At 54.1% G+C, this 20,406-nt stretch carries 9 protein-coding genes and 1 tRNA gene; 3 read left to right on the forward strand and 7 right to left on the reverse strand.

Annotation, left to right across the window (positions count from 1 at the left end):
• Window positions 1-429 precede the first annotated feature (429 nt).
• Together SH528x_RS02195 and SH528x_RS02200 are read left to right on the forward strand one after the other, a co-directional pair.
• Entirely contained in the window at window positions 430-711 is a 282-nt protein-coding gene (locus SH528x_RS02195) for a hypothetical protein (protein WP_442508900.1), read from the forward strand.
• 1,336 nt (window positions 712-2,047) lie between these two features.
• A complete protein-coding gene (locus SH528x_RS02200) occupies window positions 2,048-2,254 on the forward strand; it encodes a hypothetical protein (RefSeq protein ID WP_442508901.1) in 207 nt (68 codons plus the stop codon).
• A gap of 748 nt (window positions 2,255-3,002) precedes the next feature.
• Here SH528x_RS02200 and SH528x_RS02205 read toward each other — a convergent pair.
• The 5 genes from SH528x_RS02205 to SH528x_RS02225 form a co-directional block, all read right to left on the reverse strand.
• A tRNA-Ile gene (locus SH528x_RS02205) sits at window positions 3,003-3,076 on the reverse strand.
• A 698-nt stretch (window positions 3,077-3,774) separates the two neighbouring features.
• The gene (locus SH528x_RS02210; protein ID WP_442508902.1) at window positions 3,775-5,223 is read right to left on the reverse strand and encodes a DUF1501 domain-containing protein; all 1,449 of its coding nucleotides are present in this window, start codon (window positions 5,221-5,223) and stop codon (window positions 3,775-3,777) included.
• Window positions 5,224-5,252: 29 nt separating this feature from the next.
• Entirely contained in the window at window positions 5,253-8,435 is a 3,183-nt protein-coding gene (locus SH528x_RS02215; protein ID WP_442508903.1) for a DUF1553 domain-containing protein, read from the reverse strand.
• Between the two features lie 1,225 nt (window positions 8,436-9,660).
• A complete protein-coding gene (locus SH528x_RS02220) occupies window positions 9,661-11,811 on the reverse strand; it encodes a tetratricopeptide repeat-containing protein (protein ID WP_442508904.1) in 2,151 nt (716 codons plus the stop codon).
• Between the two features lie 44 nt (window positions 11,812-11,855).
• Window positions 11,856-12,053, reverse strand: coding sequence for a hypothetical protein (locus tag SH528x_RS02225; protein WP_442508905.1), 198 nt, complete (start codon window positions 12,051-12,053; stop codon window positions 11,856-11,858).
• A 417-nt stretch (window positions 12,054-12,470) separates the two neighbouring features.
• Here SH528x_RS02225 and SH528x_RS02230 point away from each other — a divergent pair, with 417 nt between their 5' ends.
• Complete coding sequence (locus SH528x_RS02230) at window positions 12,471-13,148, forward strand: hypothetical protein (RefSeq protein ID WP_442508906.1); 678 nt, start codon at window positions 12,471-12,473, stop codon at window positions 13,146-13,148.
• Between the two features lie 21 nt (window positions 13,149-13,169).
• Here SH528x_RS02230 and SH528x_RS02235 read toward each other — a convergent pair whose 3' ends face one another.
• The gene (locus SH528x_RS02235; protein WP_442508907.1) at window positions 13,170-14,165 is read right to left on the reverse strand and encodes a hypothetical protein; all 996 of its coding nucleotides are present in this window, start codon (window positions 14,163-14,165) and stop codon (window positions 13,170-13,172) included.
• A 186-nt stretch (window positions 14,166-14,351) separates the two neighbouring features.
• Entirely contained in the window at window positions 14,352-20,087 is a 5,736-nt protein-coding gene (locus SH528x_RS02240; protein WP_442508908.1) for an nSTAND1 domain-containing NTPase, read from the reverse strand.
• Window positions 20,088-20,406: the final 319 nt, after the last annotated feature.

Genomic DNA, 20,406 nt, shown 5'->3' on the forward strand with positions numbered 1-20,406 from the left:
TGCCCCTAAATACAAACCGCAACTTCAAAACTTACGCGTTCGGGTTGTGATGACCTAGCAAAACACGACTTAGAAATTCTTCACAGCGTAACCCGATAAGGGCACCATGAATTCCTATTTGCCAAACTTGTCCTCGCGACCATGCTTTTCATGCCCGGGTGATCTGCGTTGATGACAAAACCTCCGACGTAACGATAGTCGGCGGCATTGATTGACTGCTTTATTTCACCTTGACGTCGCCCCGTCGTTGCTTTCCACCCCCTGATGTACAATGCAAAGCCGATGAACGTCATCATCGCGGACAGCCAGAGAATTGCACGCGATTTGGCGGTGGCCGTGCGTCTGGACGCAGGATCACCCACTGCTGCCACCGCGTGAATTCAAACGTGATTCGACTGGCAGCCTTCCAAACTCAAACGCGAGTTGCAGATGATCGCCCCTGTCCCTACTTCGCGGCATCACTTTCCGTACAAGAATGCTTTTCTCGGCTTTATACTCGTCATGCTCGTTGCCAATATCGCAATCCTGGTGACCGAGGGTGACTACGGTTACGGCAAATACACGAGCATCGTCGTCACGCTGATGCTTCTTTTCAACCACGTCGCGTTTCAATACAAACTGCCTGGATCATTTCGCCCCCTTGCGAAACTGCTTGCCTGGACGTGGCTCAGTATTGGGTTGTTATACATCGGCACGGTTGTGCTTCGCTGACAAGTCTCGCGTGCCACGTGATCGAACAACGCACATCGCAGCCTCCAAAACGCGGATACCTAGGCCATCCACCCGAGCGCGGCATCAGGCGACCAGAAATTGAGAATCAATCGGCCGCACCTGATGACGGCAATCGATCAGCGACAAGTGACTACGTCTATTGCACCGAAGGTGGGAACACTAATCGGCGCTGATCCGCACTAATCGATTAGCGAAGATGAGTGGGGATTAGTGTTCAACATTGTCCTGCTTTCGATGAATTGAGCTGGTAGCTCGTTGGCCTATTTGATTTCATCAGACATCGACTTTCTGCCATTCCCATCGGATGTCACGGCTGGATTGGGGTGCGGCCTAAAGACTGTCCGCAGGCGATTTGCCGCGATTTCAATCTTTCTGTCCTCACTTGCGGCGTGATCAATTTCGTCATGCTGGAACAAGCCGGCCTCGGAATCTGTGGATCGATGCCACGTGTGCTTCACCGACAATTTGGTTCGGCCGTCGCCCGGACGATAGGTAGACAGAAAAATTGGTGCGACAGAAAAATGAGCCTGCCATGGAGATACGTAGTTAGGCCTGAACGCTCACGTCATCTTTATTTTTTATCCCTTTCATCTTCTAACCTTTCGCCTCTTCTCAGTCACAAGACGTCAGTGCGGAGTAAATGACATCGCATTTTGGCTCTACGATTTTCCTGCTCCCTCTACTTTTCTGCCCAACCTCTGGTTGTATGGAGTGCAGCTGCTATCTCTTCGCAAGTTTGCTGCTACGACGCCGATGGCGCCCACATTCAGGTTCGGAAAGTAGGTGACAATCGCAATGCGGTGAGACTGTCATTTGATTCCCCTCTTTTGAATCTTTCTGTCCTCACTTGCGGGGTAACCAAATTCGTCATGCTGGAACAAGCCGGCCTCGGAATCGGTGGATCGTTGCCGCGTGTGGGGCTCACCGACAATTTGGTTCGGCCGTCGCTCGGACCTTTGGCAATAGAACGGAGCAATAAAAGGGTGTTTTCGAGCTGGACCGTTTTTTACTTTGATGTCGCGCGCCCCGTGTTTGCGGGTTTGATGCCTGGGGAGATGGCAGTCGAAATTCTAATTTGTTTCTGTGGACACCTATGCTCTTACCTACGGTACTGACGCTCTTGTTTATCACGATCAGTATCATTGCTCCCCTTACTGCACCTGCTGGGAATGTCGAACGGGACACTCCGTGCGGTTACAATACATTGCGTCACCGCAGTTCCCGATTCGACACTGGGTGCGTATGCCAACCCACTTTCCGAAACCGATCTACACGTTGACCGAGTACTGCCGCTATTCCGATTCGGAGAAATATCATGCCCAACGAGAGTCAAACAACTTGCCCGGGTTGCCTAAAGCAAATGAGTACGAGCGATGAAAGCTGTCCGACCTGCGGGTACAGCGACCGTGACGTTCATTTGCGACGATTAGAACTGGAGGGCGAAGCAGAACGTCGCATCCAACGAGCCAAAATGCTGGGCAAACTGTTTCGATTCCTGCGATTAACGCACCAATTTCGTTAAGCAATCTCCGGTCGTTGAACCCGGAACATCGCTCGGACGAGAGGTGGGCAGAAAAATTGGTGCGACAGAAAAATGAGACTGCCATGGCGAAAGGGGATTTGGGTTTGAAAGCTCGCTTCGTCTTCATTTTTTATCCTTTCATCTTTTAGCCTTTCGCCTCCTCTAAGGTGCGAGTCACAGGGTTTGCCCCCCTGCCACCGCTTTGCACGTTGACAGCGATCGCTGCCGCCGCTCCGCGGCTTAGTGGTGTTATGGCGTCCGATACCCCATGCTTACGCATGGGGCTAAATGCTTTCGCCGCTAACGCGGCTTTCGTGCATTGCCCATTCGCGTTCATTCGCGGGCCAATCGTTTGGAAACGTGAAATAGCGTCTCCTGCCGAAACAAGCTGCGATGGCCCCTCCGGGACGAACCAAACCAACGTGGGATCTCCTGCCGTCGCGTTGCGACTATCCGGGGCGAGGTGCGTGTTGTTCCACGGACTCACGTCCGTGGCTATCACATTTCGTCGCGTTGCGACTGGGGGGAACAGGAGGCCGCGGCACCACCATGGCTGGATGTGGTCACCAAAAACACGTTGTCGGCAAGCGGGTCAAATGGAAGATTTTGACAACCGAAGTGGCCGTCTTGCGGTTCTTGGTTTCAATTTTTCTGTCGCATCATTTTCCTGCTTTCACTCCCGGCATGATCAAATGCCGAACGCGGGGGCAAGACAGGGGCGACAGTCAATGATGCCGAATGTCAAAAGTAGGGGTGGCAGGACTCGAACCCGCGACCAAGGAATTATGAGTTCCCTGCTCTAACCGACTGAGCTACACCCCCGGTTGTGCCGCAGAGTTTAACATACTCTCCCTTAGTGTCGCACTAGGTGGTTTTCGCCTATAAGAAAAACGACACTTTTTTTCACCCGAACGTTCGGTACTTTCGGTTTTGCTCTCACAAACCGTCGCATCCCACTGTTCGTCCTGGCGAGTGTCGCTCAGCTCTCCGAGCTGTTAGCGTTCATTAAGCCGACGCAAACCTAAAACGACGCAACGGGTCATTCTCAAGAACGATCCGTGCCTTCGACGTCAATCGGCACATCGGCAGCTAGCACATGTACTGTGCAACCGATTTTCATCTCAGGCACGGGCGACGTCGGTGAATCCCTCGATCGAGAGCTGTTTGACACGAGCTAACGCGGAATGAAAACAGGTTAGAAAATGGAAGGTTAAAAAATTTGAACGCATACCGACGACAGCAATCTCTCGACCGCACCGCACTCTCAGGGGACAGAAACGTGCAGCAAGAAATGGAGGCCGCTCACCATGTGCCAACACAGATTCGCAATTTTCCATCCTGCCATTTCCTAACCTGTCATCTTTTAACCCTTCATTTTCTAACCTTCCTTGCCAGACCGCCAGCACATGTTCCGTGCAAGCAATTGTCATCTCTGCCGTGGAAACCCTATTGAATCCAGGCTGTATCATTATCGAGAGTGGCACTGAGCTGAGTTAATGTCACGCAAACAAATGAAGGTGTTAGCTGAGCAAGTCTTGGATTACATTTCCGGACACGTCCGTCAAACGGTAGTCGCGGCCTTCGTGGCGGTAGGTTAGCCGTTTATGGTCGACCCCCAATTGATGCAGCAACGTCGCGTGCAAATCGTGGACGTGAACAGGATCCCTGGTGATGTTGTAACCGAATTCGTCGGTCTCTCCGTGAATATACCCTTGACGCATTCCACCGCCCGCCATCCACATCGTGAAACAACGCGGATGATGGTCGCGACCAAAGTTGTCCGGTTTGATTGCTCCTTGGCTGTAGGCTGTGCGTCCAAACTCACCGCCCCAGATCACAAGCGTGTCGTCCAGTAAGCCTCGGCGTTTTAGATCCAACACCAAGGCGGTCGCTCCTTGGTCGGTTTCTTTGCACTTGGTCGCCAATCCACTTGGCAAACCACCGTGGTGATCCCAGTCGCGATGACAAAGCTGGATAAAGCGAACACCTCGTTCGGCCAAACGTCGGGCTAACAAGCAATTGTTTGCGAACGAAGGTTTACCAGGCGTCGCGCCATACAAATCCAAGGTTTCCTGCGACTCTTGCGACAAATCTGTCAACTCGGGCACACTCGACTGCATACGAAACGCCAACTCGTAGTTTTCAATTTGCGCAGCGATTGCCGGATCGCCAAGATTGCTCAACGTCAACGCGTTCAATTCGTTCGTCGCATCGAGCAATTGTCGGCGTGATTGGGCGTTCACACCGGGCGGGTTCGAAACGAACAACACGGGATCTCCCGCATTGCGAAATTGTACGCCACCGTACTGCGAAGGCAGAAAGCCACTTCCCCAATAACGCGTTTGCAACGTTTGACCACCACCGCCGCTGGTCAGCACCACGAACGCGGGCAAGTCAGTATTATCACCACCCAAACCATAAGCCAACCAAGCTCCCATCACGGGCCGACCGGGTTGTTGATTGCCGGTTGCAAAAAAGGTAACGGCGGGATCGTGGTTAATCGGATCGGTGTTGACCGTGCGAACGAATGTGCACTCGTCCACGATCCGCGTCAGGTTTGGTAATAGCTCGGAAATGTCCATGCCGACGTTGCCATGCTTAGCAAACTTAAATGGCGAACCGACACAGAGCAGGTTCTTTTGGCCGCTGGTCATCGTCGTAATGCGTTGGCCCTTGCGAACGCTTTCGGGCAAATCCTTGCCCGTCATTTCGACCAATGTCGGTTTGGGATCGAACAAATCTAATTGCGAAGGCGCGCCCGACATGAACAAATAGATAATTCGTTTCGCTTTGGGGGCAAAATGCAACTGCCCCATCGCCCCCGCGACAGCAGTGCTCGCAGCGCTGGCCGAACCGCCCGAAGCATTCGGATTGTTTAAAAGCGAAGCCAACGCCCAGGCTCCCATGCCCGTCGTACTGTTTTGCAAAAAGCGACGTCGTTGCAAAGAGAAATCATTGTGTTGATGCATGGAAAGCATTTCTATAATTCTTAAATTCGCTAATTCGAAAGAGTTTCATTCAAATTCAGGATCACATTGCTCAGTGCCGTCCATGCGGCCAGTTGCACGACATCCAAGGATTCCGGTCTCGCTAGATCGCCCACGGCAACCAACTTGATGGCGGCATCGGGGTCCGCTTGATAGGTTGCCAGTTGTTGGTCGAGCGTGCGCATCAGAATCGACGTCTCGGTCTCAGTCGGCGTGCGTGCCAACGCCAATCGCCAAGCAAACTCGATACGTTGTCGTTGATCCAACTCCGGCTGGGCAAGAATTCGCTGGGCCAGTGCACGCGCGGCTTCGACAAACACCGGATCATTCATCAATACCAAGGCCTGCAGCGGCGTGCTCGTCTTGACGCGCTGAGCCACACAGAACTCTCGCGTCGGTGCATCGAGAGTCACGAAAGAGGGATACACCGTGGAACGTCGCCAGTAAACATACAGCCCGCGTCGGTAGAGATCGTCTCCCGTTGATTTGTCGTAACTGTGACCGCTCATCTCGTTGATTTCCCAAGTTCCTGCTGGTTGGGCCGGCTTGATGCTCTTGCCACCGATTTTTGGATTCAGCACACCCGCGATCGCCAACGCGTTGTCTCGCAAAAATTCGGCTTCCAATCGTTGGCGTGGCCCGTGGGCAAGCAACCGGTTTTCTGAATCTCGCTCCAACAAATCGGGCGAAACCTGCGCCGATTGACAGTAAGTCGCACTCATGACCATCTGCTTGATCCCGCGTTTGGTGTCCCAGTCGCTCATGAAATCGGCTGCCATCCAGTCCAGCAACTCAGGGTGGCTGGGACGTTCGCCTTGGGAACCGAAATCATTCACCGTCTTCACAATCCCCGTTCCGAACAACATTGCCCACCAACGGTTCACGGCGACGCGCGAAGTCAGCGGATGGTCGCGCGACGTCAGCCACTTGGCCAAATCGAGTCGATTGAGTCGTTTGTTTTCCCGATTCGTGATCTGCGGCAAGAACGCGGGCACCGCAGCATTCACGGCCTCACCGTCTTCGTCGTAATTCCCTCGCACTTTAATAAATGTTTCTCGTGGCTTGTCCATTTCGGACATCACCATCGTATTGGGAATCGCCGTTTCAAAATCTTGTTTGGCCTTGCGTTGCGTGCTGACTAGCGTTTGCAGTTCGGCCAACTGCGGAACCTGGGTTTGCTGAAAGTACTGATCCAACGACTTCTTCTGCTGTTCCGAACGTTGGTCCGCTGGCAGCTTCGCAATTGCCTGTGCCTCCGCAGCATTTAGCGAAGCGACTTCAGCACCCGAAAGTTCGCGGCTGTAAATTCGCACATCGTCGATTAGCCCTTTGAACGGAGTTCCTCCGGGACCGCGACGTCCAATGCAAAACGGCACGTCAGTCGTGATTGCACCCTTCAACGCATCGATCTTTACGGTCAACTTTGCTTGCTGTCCGTTGACATACATCTTCAGTCCAGCGGCTTTTCCTGAACCGTCGTATGTCACCACCAAATGCGTGAACTTGTTTTCTTGAAAGTCGTCGTTGGCTTGTACATGGATCGCATCGCCAGCCCATTTGTGAATCAGATGAAAGCTGGGCCGCAAGCCATGGAATTCAATGTCCCAGCCTCTTGCCCCGTTGCCATCGTCCATCTTTCCAAGTGGAGCTCCGCCGCCTTTGGTAACTGACAAATAAGCTGCGGCACTAAACGCCTGGTCATTGGTGAAATTGAACTGTTGCCCGTACTCAAAGGAGGCGTTGCCTGTCGTCTCGAAACACTTACCCACCGCTCCGTCGACGAATTTGATGTCGCCTTTCGCCGTCGCCGTCAGCGGTCCAGTAGCATCGAGTGATTGGCCATCGCCTTGTTCGTCGAGCAAAAACAATGCGTCAGCCGAGGGCATCGACGAATGGATTTCTGTCTTGGCGAAATCCTTCTCCCAGGCAGACTTCTGCTGGGCAAGTCCTTCGTTGAGTTTTGCCAAGTCCGATTCGGCGGACGCGATGTCCATATCGAACTTTGCCAGTCGCACGGTATCTTCGCGGGAAGGAACTTGCAAAAACGGTTTCGGATTGCGATCGCGAACGCCGTCCTTGCCATTCTCGGGGACATTATTGAAGAACGCGTACAGGCGATAAAAGTCGGCTTGCGTGATCGGATCGTATTTGTGATCGTGGCACTGCGCGCAAGCCACCGTCATTCCTAACCATGTGACGCCGGTCGTTGCAACGCGGTCGACCACGTACAAGTTGCGATACTCCGAGTCGATCAAACCACCTTCGTCGCTGGTCATCACATTGCGATGAAAACCGCTGGCGATTTGTTGGTCAATGGAAGCATCGGGAATCAAGTCGCCCGCCAATTGCTCATTCGTAAACTGATCGAAGGGCAAGTTTTCATTGAATGCGTTAATCACCCGCTCTCGCCACAACCACATGTCTCGCAGCGAGTCGTTGTGGTATCCACTAGTGTCTCCATACCGCGCAAGGTCCAACCAGGGCACCGCCAAGCGTTCCCCAAAATGTTGACTGGCCAATAACCGATCGACCACTTTTTCAAACGCGTAAGCACTATCGTCGTTTATAAACGCATCGACTTCTGCGATCGTAGGCGGCAGTCCCGTCAGATCGAGTGAAACACGCCGAATCAATCGTTCTTTAGATTCTTGGGGTGCTTGATCGAGTCCGACTGATTTCAGTTTTCGAAGGACGAACGCATCAATGGCATTTTGGATTTTTCCTTTGGCCAGATTGTCTTGCGGTACCGCTGGTTGCCGCACGGGTTCGAAGGACCAGTGATTCGACCACTTGGCGCCTTGCTTGACCCAGCGAGTGAGAATCTCTTTTTGCGGTTCAGATAATGGTTTTCCTTCGTCGGCGGGAGGCATCTGCTCGTCGTCGCTGGCAAACACGCGTCGAAGCATCTCGCTATCGGCCGGTTTGCCTGGCACAACCGCGGGGCGACCGGACTCACCCGGTTCGAACACCGATTCCGCTTGATCCATTCTCAAACCGGCTTGCAATTGTTGGTCGTCTGGCCCATGACATGTGAAACAATGGTTCGACAGGATGGGACGCACGTCGCGATCGAAGTCAACCGTTATTTCGCCAGCAAGCATTTCGCCAGTAGGGTTTTTGTCATCTGCATACGAAACGGGCGTGAAGCCAATTAATGCTGTGATCAAACAGGCGGCGAGACTTCGCACAGGCATCGCTGAGAACCAATCAAAGTAGGCGAGAGCAGATCGCGATCTGCCGAAAGGCGGGGAACTATGATTATCATACCGCATGCGCTGAAATACAAGTTCCGAATGTCGATCGCATGGAAACGGAATTTGCTTCGCTCGGCGTTGAATTGCACCCGTGGGGCGCAGTTGCGAGTGTCCGAAGATGGCGTAATCCGCGTTTTTCAAAAGCCCCCCAAATTCACGGAAACTCCCCATTCCAACAAGCCGCACCAACGATAAGCGTCGCTAAGTCCCTCGATCGAGAGCCGTGTGAGACGACCTGACCCGGAGTGAAATCAGGTTAAAAAATGGAAGGTTAAAAAATCCGAAGGCAATCCGGCGACAGCAATCTCTCGGCCGCACCACATTCTCACGGGACAGAAACGAGCAACCGAACATGGAGGCCGCCACTCATGAGCCAATGCAGTTTGGCAATTTTCTATCCTGTCATCTTTTAACCTTTCTTATCCGGCAATCAGCACGTGTGCTGGGTGCCAGAAAAAGGGGCCGGAGCTAAATTGGGGGGGTAGGTGAACTTGCGTGGAAGGTTACGTTTTCTCTCGGTGTGGATCGCGGATTGTACATTCGTGCGGTTGACTCGACTCATCCCAAGTCGCCGGATCGCTGCCTGCGGTGCAACGAATTCCAGTAGGACGGATCCAATCGCCGACTGAATGAATGGCAGCTTTTACGAAGGAAGGATTGGGCAGGAAAATTAGGGATATGAAAATTCAAGACTGGGTACATTTTCCTACCCCTAATTTTCTACCTACGTTCTCGCTGCGGGGGAGCGATTGCTGTCGCCCCTTTCGGGGCTTTGATATCGTTGGGTACCGAAAACATGGGGCTCACGCCCCATGCTACGTGCTGCCGTGCCTCCGGCACTTCGGGTTGACGCAAATGAAATAGTTCACGTATGGCATAAATGCATCCGTGACAGTTGTGCCGATGAGTGATGGAAGCTCCCGCGAGATGCTCTGCCTCTCTTGCTCTTCGTTCGTGGAGTGTCACACAGCCGAAGCAAAAGGCGGCAAAAAAATGTGTGGCAAAAAGGTAAGCACCAGCGGTCCACTTTCCCGATATTTTTGCCACACATATTTTTGTCGGTTCTTTTCCAATTCGGTACATGAACGCTACTGCTCCTACTTCTTATTTTCCTACCTCTAACTGAACGATATACAGCTCGATCAGGATTAACGCGTGCTAGATGTCAGGTTTTGGCGCGGCGCACATGGTAGGTGGGAAAGTCACCGTAGCCTTTTGCCATGGGAGTGACACCCACGTAGTTGCAGCGAAAGCTGGTGACGTTTTCGGCGGCAGCCACTGCAGCAAAGGCTTCGCTGGCGTAGACCTCGCCGGGAGGTGCGATCGGCTCGATGCGAGCCGCGCGGCTGACATGGGCGCCGGTGTGAGTCCACATGCGAGTGATCGGATCGATCAGACGATAAACGGGGCCCACATGCAGTCCGGTCCTCAGGTTCAGCTGACGCTCGAAGCCGTGTGTCTTCCAGTCGATCGAGTTGACAAGTTCAGTAATTTGCAATGCCGTCAGGCCGGCTTCTTCGACGTTTCGGAACACGAAGAAGATCGCGTCGCCCCATGTGTTCCACGTTTCAAGTTTGATCCCCGAAGCTGCCACGCAAGCGGCAATTCGACTCATGAACTCATCGATGAAGAGGGGGATTTCTTCCTCAGTGATCTTGCTGTAACCGACCACGTCAGCAAACAGCATGGCGCGAATCTCTTTTCGAACCACGCGAGACGACGATGAGCTCGACTCACTCACCTCATCTGACACGCTGACCGAGTTCGCCGTTGACGCGGCGGATTTGTCGGGCACGTGCAGCGGATTGATGACATGAGGCGTCCATCCCATTTGACGCCAAGTTTCGACAAGGGATCCGGTCCCGCCAGGACCGCGGGCGGGCTTACCATCCCATACGGCGATCGGAATGATCTTGGCACCCAGCGAACGGGCGTGAAGCATGGCCAAGCCGGTCATCACTTGATTGGCGTATTCAAACTGCAGTGGGTCATCAGTACGGCTGAAATCGTTGACAACCATCACGTGCGCCGCACGATCCATCGCCTGCTCGAATTCCTTTTCCCAATCATGGTTCGGATCACCGGCAACGCTTAGTTGGACGAACAATTCCTTGCCCAGCGGCAATACGATGTGCGATTCAGCGTCTCGCTGTTCGATGGCGCCTAGAAATAGCAGGTCGCCGCCACTGGCTGCGGCAGAATAACCAAAGCCGACACGGTTCTCCGCAAGGCATGCGTTGATCTGAGATCGAACGGAGTCTATCCGCTCATGAGGAAATCGAGTTTCAGAGCCGGGGCGATCGATCAAGTGTCCCGTGAAGATTGCCACGCTTGGAATCGGGAACCATTCTGTTAACACTTCCGCATCAATTTTCAGGTGATCGAGCAATATCGCAGCATTGCGGCGTGTCGAGGCTATGTCCGCATAGTTCGAACCAGCCAGCTTGACCGCTGCACAGTAGTGTGCCGCAGCATCCTCAAGCCGTCCCATGATCAGGTCGCATTCACCAAGCGTCGCCATTGCCCAGTAGTCCGATTCACAATCTGGCTTACTGCGGCAGATCGGGGCAACTTGCTTGGCGATCGCAGCGGCCGTCTCCGCTTCGTTCAGCAACAATGCCGTCGTTGCCGCATTGATGCCAGCGTAAATCGCACCGTCGGCGGAATCGGTCGCCAAGGCATGGTCGAATCCCTTTCGATACAGGCGGTATGACTCGCGGAGGTGTTCTTCACGCTTGGACAGATCCAACTCGGCCTCCCAAGCATCCTTACGAGTCCGAGCGAGTAAGCCAAGTGTTTCCTCGTCCTGGTGGCCTTCGTCGACGAGTTTCTCAAGCCGTTTTGCTGCTGCCGCGGGAGCCCCACTGCGAGCCAGCGACAGTGCCAATAGCTGACGCAGCCTGACGTCCGTAGGCCAATGCCTCAATCCGACTTGTAAGATGTCATAGGCTAACAGAGGCTCGCCCGACTTTAACACTCGCTGTCCGATTTGGGCGTACAGATTGGCGGGGCCTTCGGCGTCTGGCCCCGAGAATTGACGCCAAAGGTTCAGCAGATCACGCAGACGGAGTTTGCTTGCGTTTTGGAGTTCTTCTACCGCCGCAACTGCCGAATTCGATTGAACCTCGGATGACGACAGCAGTGGACTTGCCCGAAGTTCGAATCCGCTGCTGGATATCGTTCGCAAGCACTCGCGAGCAAGGTCCTGAGGATCCATCCCACCACTCGCTGCGGCAACGTCCGTTCCAGACAAATGACTCGCAAGAGCGTTGATTAGAGCACTCAGTTCATTCGAGATCGATTCATCATCTTTCATCCGCGGATTCCTTCGGCAGCGGCTCATCACGGATGCGATTGTATTCACCCAAGGCGGCGCCAGGTAGCTACGACCGAGTGGTAAGTGTGTCCGTTGGCGGTCATAGGGACCAATTGATGCTCAGGCAACGCAATGATCACAGTCTTATCAACAGGATAAAACGGATCTAGTTCGGCCGCATCCACCGGAAAACGGACTTCATCCAGCTTTTTATACCACGCGACGGTAATCACGCTCGGCATGAAAATCTCGGAACGTACTCGAAACAAAGACCGACTGTTCTTGCCAAGGCTGATCCACAAGTTGTCCTCGTTGATCTAATGTCGATTTTGAAGACATTTCATGCGTCGAACTCGGATACGGAATGTGGACGCGAGGTCGAGTCGTCTGGCAAGATATTCTAGCTAAGTTTCGTCACACTGCGAGACCGTCGATAAAACGGCCGGCTAAGCTCCCAAAGTGTAAACGAAGATGGGTAAAATGTACTTGTGCCTTGCCGTTGGACGAAATGGAAACATGACGTAGCTCTGGACCCAAACGCTCATTTTCAAGATGTGATCTTCCCGAACGCAGCGACGCCTGATTGCTCGCAACTTGTTGTGCCCTGACATCTCTCGGAGTGCTGTTTACTCAGCTGTACCATTGATCGCGAGTCAAACATGAGTAGTAACAAGAAAATTGCCGAAGAAGTCGAACGGCAACTCCGAGCGTACGTTGATCTGCGAACGCAAATGAATCTTCCGCCGCTCACGGATCAAGAGCAGAGCCGACAGAGGATTATGGCTCGCGAAACGCGTCGAATTGCGAATGAGGCTCGTCGTCAAGACCAATTGCAGCAACAAGAGCAAGCTAGAAAACGGCTCAGGGATGTCTGGCAGTACCGAGTGCTTGCGACACATGAAGACATAACAATCATTGGAAAACAAGGCGATGTTTTTAGCCAGACAAACGACGGCGATCAGTACCTGTTACCTGCGCCGCATTTTCCTTGGGAATTGAACGAATTGGACGAGTATCTCGACCTAAACAAAGTTTCCAAACCAATTGTACTGGCGGGCGATGGTCGCCCTTGGACACGTCATCCAGAGATTGCCTTCTTCAGTGATGACGGTTCGAGATTGACGGTGCACTGGATCGCCTCCCCGCACGAAGTCGAGTCTGGCATGGAGATGATAAATGGCTGGCAAAAATCACTTGGGATCGTACAGCGAGTGACTTGGGCGAAAGGGACGAGCGAGGGAAGGCTATCGTGGCATTGGCTTGAGACGATTGAGCGTTCGGCATTTCACTCATGGGAAAGGTCGATGGAACAATGGACGTCTCAATGCAGACCGTAAGCGATTGAACCCTTCATGATCCTACGGTGGCGGCAGCGAACCATCATTCATGCCCCACAGCGTTCCAAATTCCGATGAGAGGCTGTGATAGAGTACCGAATCCGCATCACATTGCCACAACGGCGAACTTCCCGGGCCATATAGGTACGGGCTGACGAATGCGAATTGATCCAAAATAATGATTCGTGAATGCGTGCAGCCTCGAAGAATTTGACGAAACTGAATGCCAGGATGCAGCATCGACAGGTTGCGATAAAACTGGGCACTTAACTGAATCGACGGAATAACGTACTCATGCGTTTTGGTACCGCTGCCGTGGTCGACCAGCATCGGGTTCTCCGGATGCATCTGTAACAATCGAATTTGGCATCCAGCGGCTGCCTTGGTTTCCATCAGCCCGCTGAATCCCGATCGGTTCTTCCATGAATCCAGAGAGAGGCTAAGTAAATCGCAGCGATGGGAAGTCTCAGCAATCGTTTCAAGCCAAGTCTCTGAGCTACCAAACCGAGTGTATCGATCGAAGAACTTTGGCGCTCGAGAGTCGATACTCGACTGAGTTGCATTCCCCAGAACGCCGAATGGCGACGGAACTTTCCAGCCAAGTTCGTCGAGGCTGTCCAAGTGGGCGACTAAACGATTAACAAACACTTTCTCAAACAGATTTCTGGGCTTCAGGTCATAGCTCACACAGCGGATGTCGTGGATATCAAAAGGAACTTCTTCGTCATTGCCGATTAAGATAATCACGGGGCGATTCCAAGCTTGCGCCAGTGCAAGTTCGTAGAACACGTTCGGATTGCGCTCCGTCAGCAACGCTACGCACACATCGCTTTCAAAGATCTCGCGAAACATCTGCTCGCTGATTTTCCCTGGCTCATGCATATGATCCGATCGACGGCACTGGATTTCACGAGCCTCCATTGCCGGCTGGATGATGTAATCGAACACATCATCGGCGTGTTCTCGTGTCGCGGAACCCTCGCGTCCAATCGGGCTGATCACGAAGCACTTTTTCATGTTAGTTCAATAGCAACAGGTGGGTGTGTCGAACATCTTCATCATCTACGCGAAAGCGCCCCTTGCGGTGAGAGAATGCTGGTGTTGTAACCGGCGGATTGAAATCTGCTTCAACTGCTCGAAGTAAATGGGCTGCGACGGTTCTGGAGTATCTTTGCCGCTCCCCCGAGGGCCGTCCACTATCCTTCACTCGATGTGAGTTTTCGCCTCGCTCCCTTCGAGTATTCGCTCCTCGCTTGACTCGACGAATGGAACTAAGGCCACGCGGAAGCCGCAGGCGTTGACGCGGATTGTCGGCAGGTACGAGCCGCGGCTCGCCGCCCCGCAGTACCCACCAACATCGCTCCAACTGCCGCCACGTATAACACGGTTTGAGCCTGAAGTTGCACCAGTCGGGTCGGCATGAACCATGCCGCTGTCGTAACCCGTAACCCAATCGTAGCACCATTCGAATGCGCCAGCGTGCATGTCGAATAGTCCCCGAAGATTGGGACGTAATTCCTTGGCGACATGCGTTTGTCGCCCACTGTTATCTTGGAACCAAGCGTAACGATCGAGTAGCTTCGCATCGTTGCCAAATCCGAACTTCGACCGCATCCCGCCTCGCGCGGCGATCTCCCATTCCGCTTCGGTGGGTAAGCGAAAACCTCGCGAGTGAAGATGAACCGGCCAATTCTTTGGATATTCGGTGTCACCGTCGAGCGCATACTTTGCTTGATCGAGTGACTTCGGGTCCGCGTACGCCTGATCGACTTCCGGCAATCCGACTTGTTCGGTAAGCCAGCGGCAATACTGGATACTGTCGTACCACGATGCTCCGACCATCGGATGATCCGTCGTCGGGCTGTACTGTGTTACGTTAGTTTCAAACACGCCAGAAGCCTTGAATTCGCCATGAGTGACTTCGCGATCCAGGATCGCGACTGGTCGTGTCAATCTCACCCTCACCCGGTTTTGAGTTTCATCTGAATTCCAGCCTGGTTCAACGGCGAGAGATCCAATGTCGTAGTCGCCCGGCGGAATCACGACATAGGTTTGATAAAACCGCTGCTCGCCGGCTTCGATGACGAGCGTGAACCATTCGCGATTGGGGTCATAGGCTAGGGCCGTTTGATCGACTCGCTGCACTAAATCTGTTTGGCCCCATTGTCTTAGCAGCCAGCCCGTCACACCGTGGATCGCTGAACTAGGGTCATCACTGAACCATTTCGCAACTTGATTTACGGCGGCATCTCGTTGAGTCGGCGGAAGTTCATCAAGTGCAAACTCACCGAGCGCTAACAGCAATCCGAACAGCACGCGGTCTTCGATGCGTCGCGACTCGCCGCTAAACGACCGCCGCGATTGGTCTGCGACATTCAAACACTCCAATAGCTCGGTGGTGGTGACCCCTTCTACACGACAGTGATGGACAAACTGAGTCAACGATTCAGGATCATCGGTGATTCGCAGAGCAGCAAAAAACTTTTCACGCTCGCCCAATCGTGCGAGGGCGGCAGCAGCGTTCGCTTGCTGACTTGCTAACTCCTCTGAAACGGTCGCTGGAATCGTTTTGCGTTGCCAGACGGACGCTGCGACAGATTCTTGAGCGGTCTCGGTGACGAGGGCCGTTAATGAAACCGGTGAAAAGCCATCCAGTTCAAGTTGTCGCATCGCGTGCCGATGTTCGGTCGGGGACATGCCGTGGAGTTGTTGGGATTCCAGACCGGGGACAGCGTTCCAAATGGCTGCGTATCGTCGATCGAGATGATTCAGTCCCAGCAGCGATTTAAAGCTTGGGCTCTCGCGGAGCGAATTGAAGTCAGGTGCGATCAGGATTCGTTCGATGTTAGTTTGACCAGAGCCAATTGTGGCTTCCAAATATTCGAGGGCTTTGCTTTCGTACTTAGACGATTGAACTTGATCAGAAAGCTTGGAGATCGATGCGAGTACCGCATACGCTCTGGCAAGTTGGTAAAGGCCGACGCCTTTCTCAGCAACAGTCGTGGCGAAGTCGGTAAGCGTTTTCTCTGCCTCAGTGAAGTCACCGGCATAAGCTTGCACGATCGCGGTCGCGTATGCGGCAGGGTCTTTCACTAGCTCCCGCAAGGTCTTGAGATCGTTCTCTGCCGCGTTTATATTCGCCAGTCCTGCGTAGCATATGGCACGATACCGATAGCCAAAGGGGAAACTTGGCGACTTCTCGATCAGCAGATCGAGGTCGTTGATCGCTTCGGTGAACTGAGATCGTTGGTAAAATGCGATTGCGCGACGTAAACGCGTTCTTCGATCTTCCGGCTGTTTCTCAAGCGTAGCGGTTGTCTCCGCGATTTGTTGTCCCACGCTTGGCCGGCTTGCGTCGAAGGACTTACCCAACGTTAGACTGATATCCCACTGCGGTCGATCGAGATAGAGAATCTCGCTATAGTTGTCAGGTGACCGGTCCCAGACAACATTCCACTCAACGTCTTGCTTCAATTGCACGCCACTATATCGTGATTGGCCATCGATACCGCGAAAGATTTGCAGGGCGTGATGAAATTTGTATCCGGCTGTTTCCAATTTCCAGTAAACCCTTTCGTGATCGCTAGCCGTTACATCTAAATAGGAGCGGCTGTCTTCCGAGTCGTCATTTCGCTCGACCCAAACGGCGGCGAATAATTCGGCGGGCATGCTATTTCGAAGACCGATGTAACCCGCGACATCGACCGCACCGAAGCGTTCTCCGCGTAACTCTTCGTCACGTGCCTTCATTTCCTCTGCGGTTTGATCGATCGCGATACTCCAAGCACGACCATCACGATGCCAAATAGCGGCTGCCAACAGCGGCGACACATCCGACGCGGTCGTCGGGTTGGGTTTTACCGCAATTGAGTTATATGGACGCAAACGCACGAGGCGATAACCGGATTGACCCAGCGTTTCGGCTAGCGAAGCGAATTGATCCAGCGGCAAAGTTTGGACTAATGCGAAACGGTCGGTGAGCATTCCTTGGCCTGATTCGACCTGCTCGCGAACGTCTTTTGTCACCGGTTTGTCGTTAAGTGAAATAACCGAGGCGTCGTCCCACAACTCCGCTCGTGCTGGTTTTTCGGCAAGTGTTGCCAGCATTCTGTCCCTGGCCGCGTCGCCGTGAGACTTCAATTCATCGAACAGAGCGGTAAACTGCTTGGGCTCGGCGTCGAGCAACAATTCGGATAATTGTTCCGAATCATCCGCCGCATAATCTTCGAGCACGTAGGTGGCGAGATCAATTTCGCTTTGCGGTCGAACACTTGGGTCGGTGCGGAAGACTTCGCCGAGCGGTGGAACTAAATACTGCCGTACCGGTCGCAGCGTTTTGATCCACACAGCTAGCCGTAGCGGATTCTCGCTGACGATCCTTTTGGCCACACGCTCGGCCACGGCCTTCCACTTTCCCGTGTTACTGGCGTCGTACATCGCCAGTGCCGTGGCCGCGTGTAGGAGTTGAGCCTGCTGGTCCGAGTCCGGCCTTTCAAGTACCGGCCAAAGCTCGGCAACGACGGTATCCCGATGCTCAGCCAAACGTGAGCAGATCGTCTCAACCTGAGCCGGTTCGGCTCGCAACATCCGCTCGATGATAAATGGGAGCAAGGAGGCATCTTCCGGCAAGAGCGCCAGCGCCGCATGGAGTTTAGCGTTCGATTTGTCTTCGGAACTCGAATAGGCGTTCGACAATTCGTCCCGTGTCAACTCATGGTAATCAGAAAGCTCCGAGAGAATGGCTGGCAACTCCGATGTGTTGGATTGCATCAGTCGCTGGACGAGGCCCTTCGCTTCGGAAACTCGTTGGTTCTTCTGGTTGTTCGATCGCATGATCAAACCGCCGACGATCATCACGACCAGCAAGGCAGCGATGGTCGAAAGGACGATCGCACGTTGTCGCCGGCTTCGTTTCGCCTTTCGCTCGTGATACGCGATCGAAGCGTCGATGTATTCGCTTGTGGCCGATGTCAGCAGGTAAGGTGCATGGCTGAGCAATTGCCGACCTTCGTCCAATGGCAACCCTTCGGCCAATAGTAAGCTGTCGTTGCGGTCTTGCTGCTCCCATCGCTGCTGGGTCTGTTCGACGCGGGAGCGGAGTCGGAGTTGTTCCCGGTTGGCGCTGATCCAGTTGACGATCCGGTCCCAACGGCGGAGCAACGCTTCGTGGGCCAGGCTCGCGATCGGCGTGTCGTCCTGACGGTCGGTGGTCAAAAACCTCGCCGCAACCAAATGACCGACGAGGGTCTTTCGCGCCGGTGTCGATGTCAGCTCGGCCTCGCTTGCCCGCCGTCGCACGGCCGCCTGATCGCCAGCGACGTCGACCGAAACTAGTAACGGCAGGATCTCGTCCATCGCCGCTTGTGCCTCTGGTGGTAGACTTGCGAACGTCTCATCGGCCCGCTTGCCGATCGCTCCTTCCACACCTCCAAGCTCCACATAGGCCGCGAACGTCAACAAGCGGCGTTTATCGTCTCGTTGACGGTAGAGCTCGGCGAGCGTGTATTCCAACAGCGGTAACGCATGAGGGTCGCGGGCGGCATCTTGAAAGATTACTTCGTCCAACGAGCGGCCCGTCTTTTCGTTTCGCTCGAAGCGTAATCCTGCGAGCCGCGCCGGTTCCGTGATCAGGCGTTGGATCGAGGTGGCGTTGGGCGGCAACAGATCGTAGTGGCCTTGCCTGCCTTTCAGCTGCAGGAAGATGGGCATCTGCTGGGCGTGATGGTAGAAGTCACTGCGGAGCGTGGCCAGCACCACGACATGCCCGCTGCGGGCCAACGCCTCGATCGCCGCGAAGAAACGTTCACGATCCTGCGACGTCGTGTGGCGGTCGGTCCAGAGTTCTTCGAGTTGATCGAGAAGCAGCAGAAGACGTACTTTTCGTCCCGCCTGATCGCTGGCCCTGGAGAAAGCGGGCGCGATGCTCAACCGGACAGTCAGTGGCGCGTTCTCAGCCAAGCTTTCGGCAATATCATCCAGCGTGCTGGCCGCTTCATTCCAACCCGGCAGCGACTCGGCTATCAAACGTACCAATACGGCACAGAGGTCCGCGGCCGATAACGCCGGAATGAAGGTCACTGTATGCCACTGAGTCGAGTCGTCGTCGCCCGCATACTGAACGAGGTTGGCTGCGACACCGGCGCGAGCCAGCGAGCTTTTTCCGGAACCACTCGCACCCACGATCACCGCGAATGCACAACCGGCTTGTTCTTGGTCGCGAAGCCGTTGCAGCAGCTGGCAGGTCTCCTCTTCGCGGCCATGAAAGATGGCGGCGTGACCGATGTCGAAGACTTCCAACCCGCGATACGGTTCCTCCGTCCAGCTCGGCGCCGCATCGGCTCCCATGAGAACGTCGATCGCGTGGCGCATATGCAAACGCAAGCGTTGAACGAAGCCGACCGGCTCGCGATAGGTTTGATAGGCGCGCAGATTCCGGCCCTCGGCATCGTGGAACTGCTCGCGGATAAACGCTTCAGCCAGCTTTCGCTGGTTGACAAACTCTTCCAATTGGGACGTCGGCAGCTCCGTCAGCCGCTGTTTGAATGCGGCATCGTCATCACGGGCATAGGCAAGGATGACCGGTCGCTCTCGCCCGCTCTGTTCAAACGCGGCCAGCATCAGATCAAGCTCGCGTTCGGTTCCGCTGCGGTACGGCGTGCCATCGGGTCGAGCGATGGCGGCCCCAAGCGGAGAGCCGAGTCGCGACCAAAGAATGAAGACGGCGATGTCGATCGGCTCTTTTCCGAGCAGGAAGTCGATAGTCTCTTGAAAGGAGGCGGTCGCGGGAAGGGCGAGTTCCTCCCACAGCACCGGCAACAACCGAGTGCCCGGATACATCCGCTGCAGTCCCTCAACAACACGACGAGCCCCATCCCGCTCTTCGGCCACGTCACCCGGACTGGAGATAAAGATACGGATCGTCCGGGGATTAACCGTCATTCGCGTGAACCAGATTAAGGGAACGCATCAATACAAGCAGAAACTCAAAGATTCTATCATACCCGAACGGCGATTTGGCGATCGACAGAGTTAACAGTGCCCTCTTCTATGTCCTCACTCGTTCGTTGGCAATTGGACCGTGGCGTTCCGGCTAATTGCTTGCAGTCATTTAAAGTAACTTGATTACAACGTTTTGTAGTGGGCGTCACCGTTACGAACGCACCTCCGATTCAAGATGGTTTCGGCGGTCAAGTCAGCACGAAGAATGCGACACCAAAGCCTTGGGAAGGAGTGGCATGCAGTGAACATACACCCTATC

It is taken from the genome of Novipirellula methanifontis (genome assembly GCF_052161655.1).
Taxonomy (GTDB): domain Bacteria; phylum Planctomycetota; class Planctomycetia; order Pirellulales; family Pirellulaceae; genus Novipirellula.

Bases quoted from the DNA above. Each gene is read 5' to 3' on its own strand.
- SH528x_RS02195 (WP_442508900.1), top strand. From the start codon at position 430: ATGATCGCCCCTGTCCCTACTTCGCGGCATCACTTTCCGTACAAGAAT.
- SH528x_RS02235 (WP_442508907.1), bottom strand. From the start codon at position 14,165: ATGAAAAAGTGCTTCGTGATCAGCCCGATTGGACGCGAGGGTTCCGCG.
- SH528x_RS02220 (WP_442508904.1), bottom strand. From the start codon at position 11,811: ATGAAAGATGATGAATCGATCTCGAATGAACTGAGTGCTCTAATCAAC.
- SH528x_RS02230 (WP_442508906.1), top strand. From the start codon at position 12,471: ATGAGTAGTAACAAGAAAATTGCCGAAGAAGTCGAACGGCAACTCCGA.
- SH528x_RS02225 (WP_442508905.1), bottom strand. From the start codon at position 12,053: ATGCCGAGCGTGATTACCGTCGCGTGGTATAAAAAGCTGGATGAAGTC.
- SH528x_RS02210 (WP_442508902.1), bottom strand. From the start codon at position 5,223: ATGCATCAACACAATGATTTCTCTTTGCAACGACGTCGCTTTTTGCAA.
- SH528x_RS02200 (WP_442508901.1), top strand. From the start codon at position 2,048: ATGCCCAACGAGAGTCAAACAACTTGCCCGGGTTGCCTAAAGCAAATG.
- SH528x_RS02240 (WP_442508908.1), bottom strand. From the start codon at position 20,087: ATGACGGTTAATCCCCGGACGATCCGTATCTTTATCTCCAGTCCGGGT.
- SH528x_RS02215 (WP_442508903.1), bottom strand. From the start codon at position 8,435: ATGCCTGTGCGAAGTCTCGCCGCCTGTTTGATCACAGCATTAATTGGC.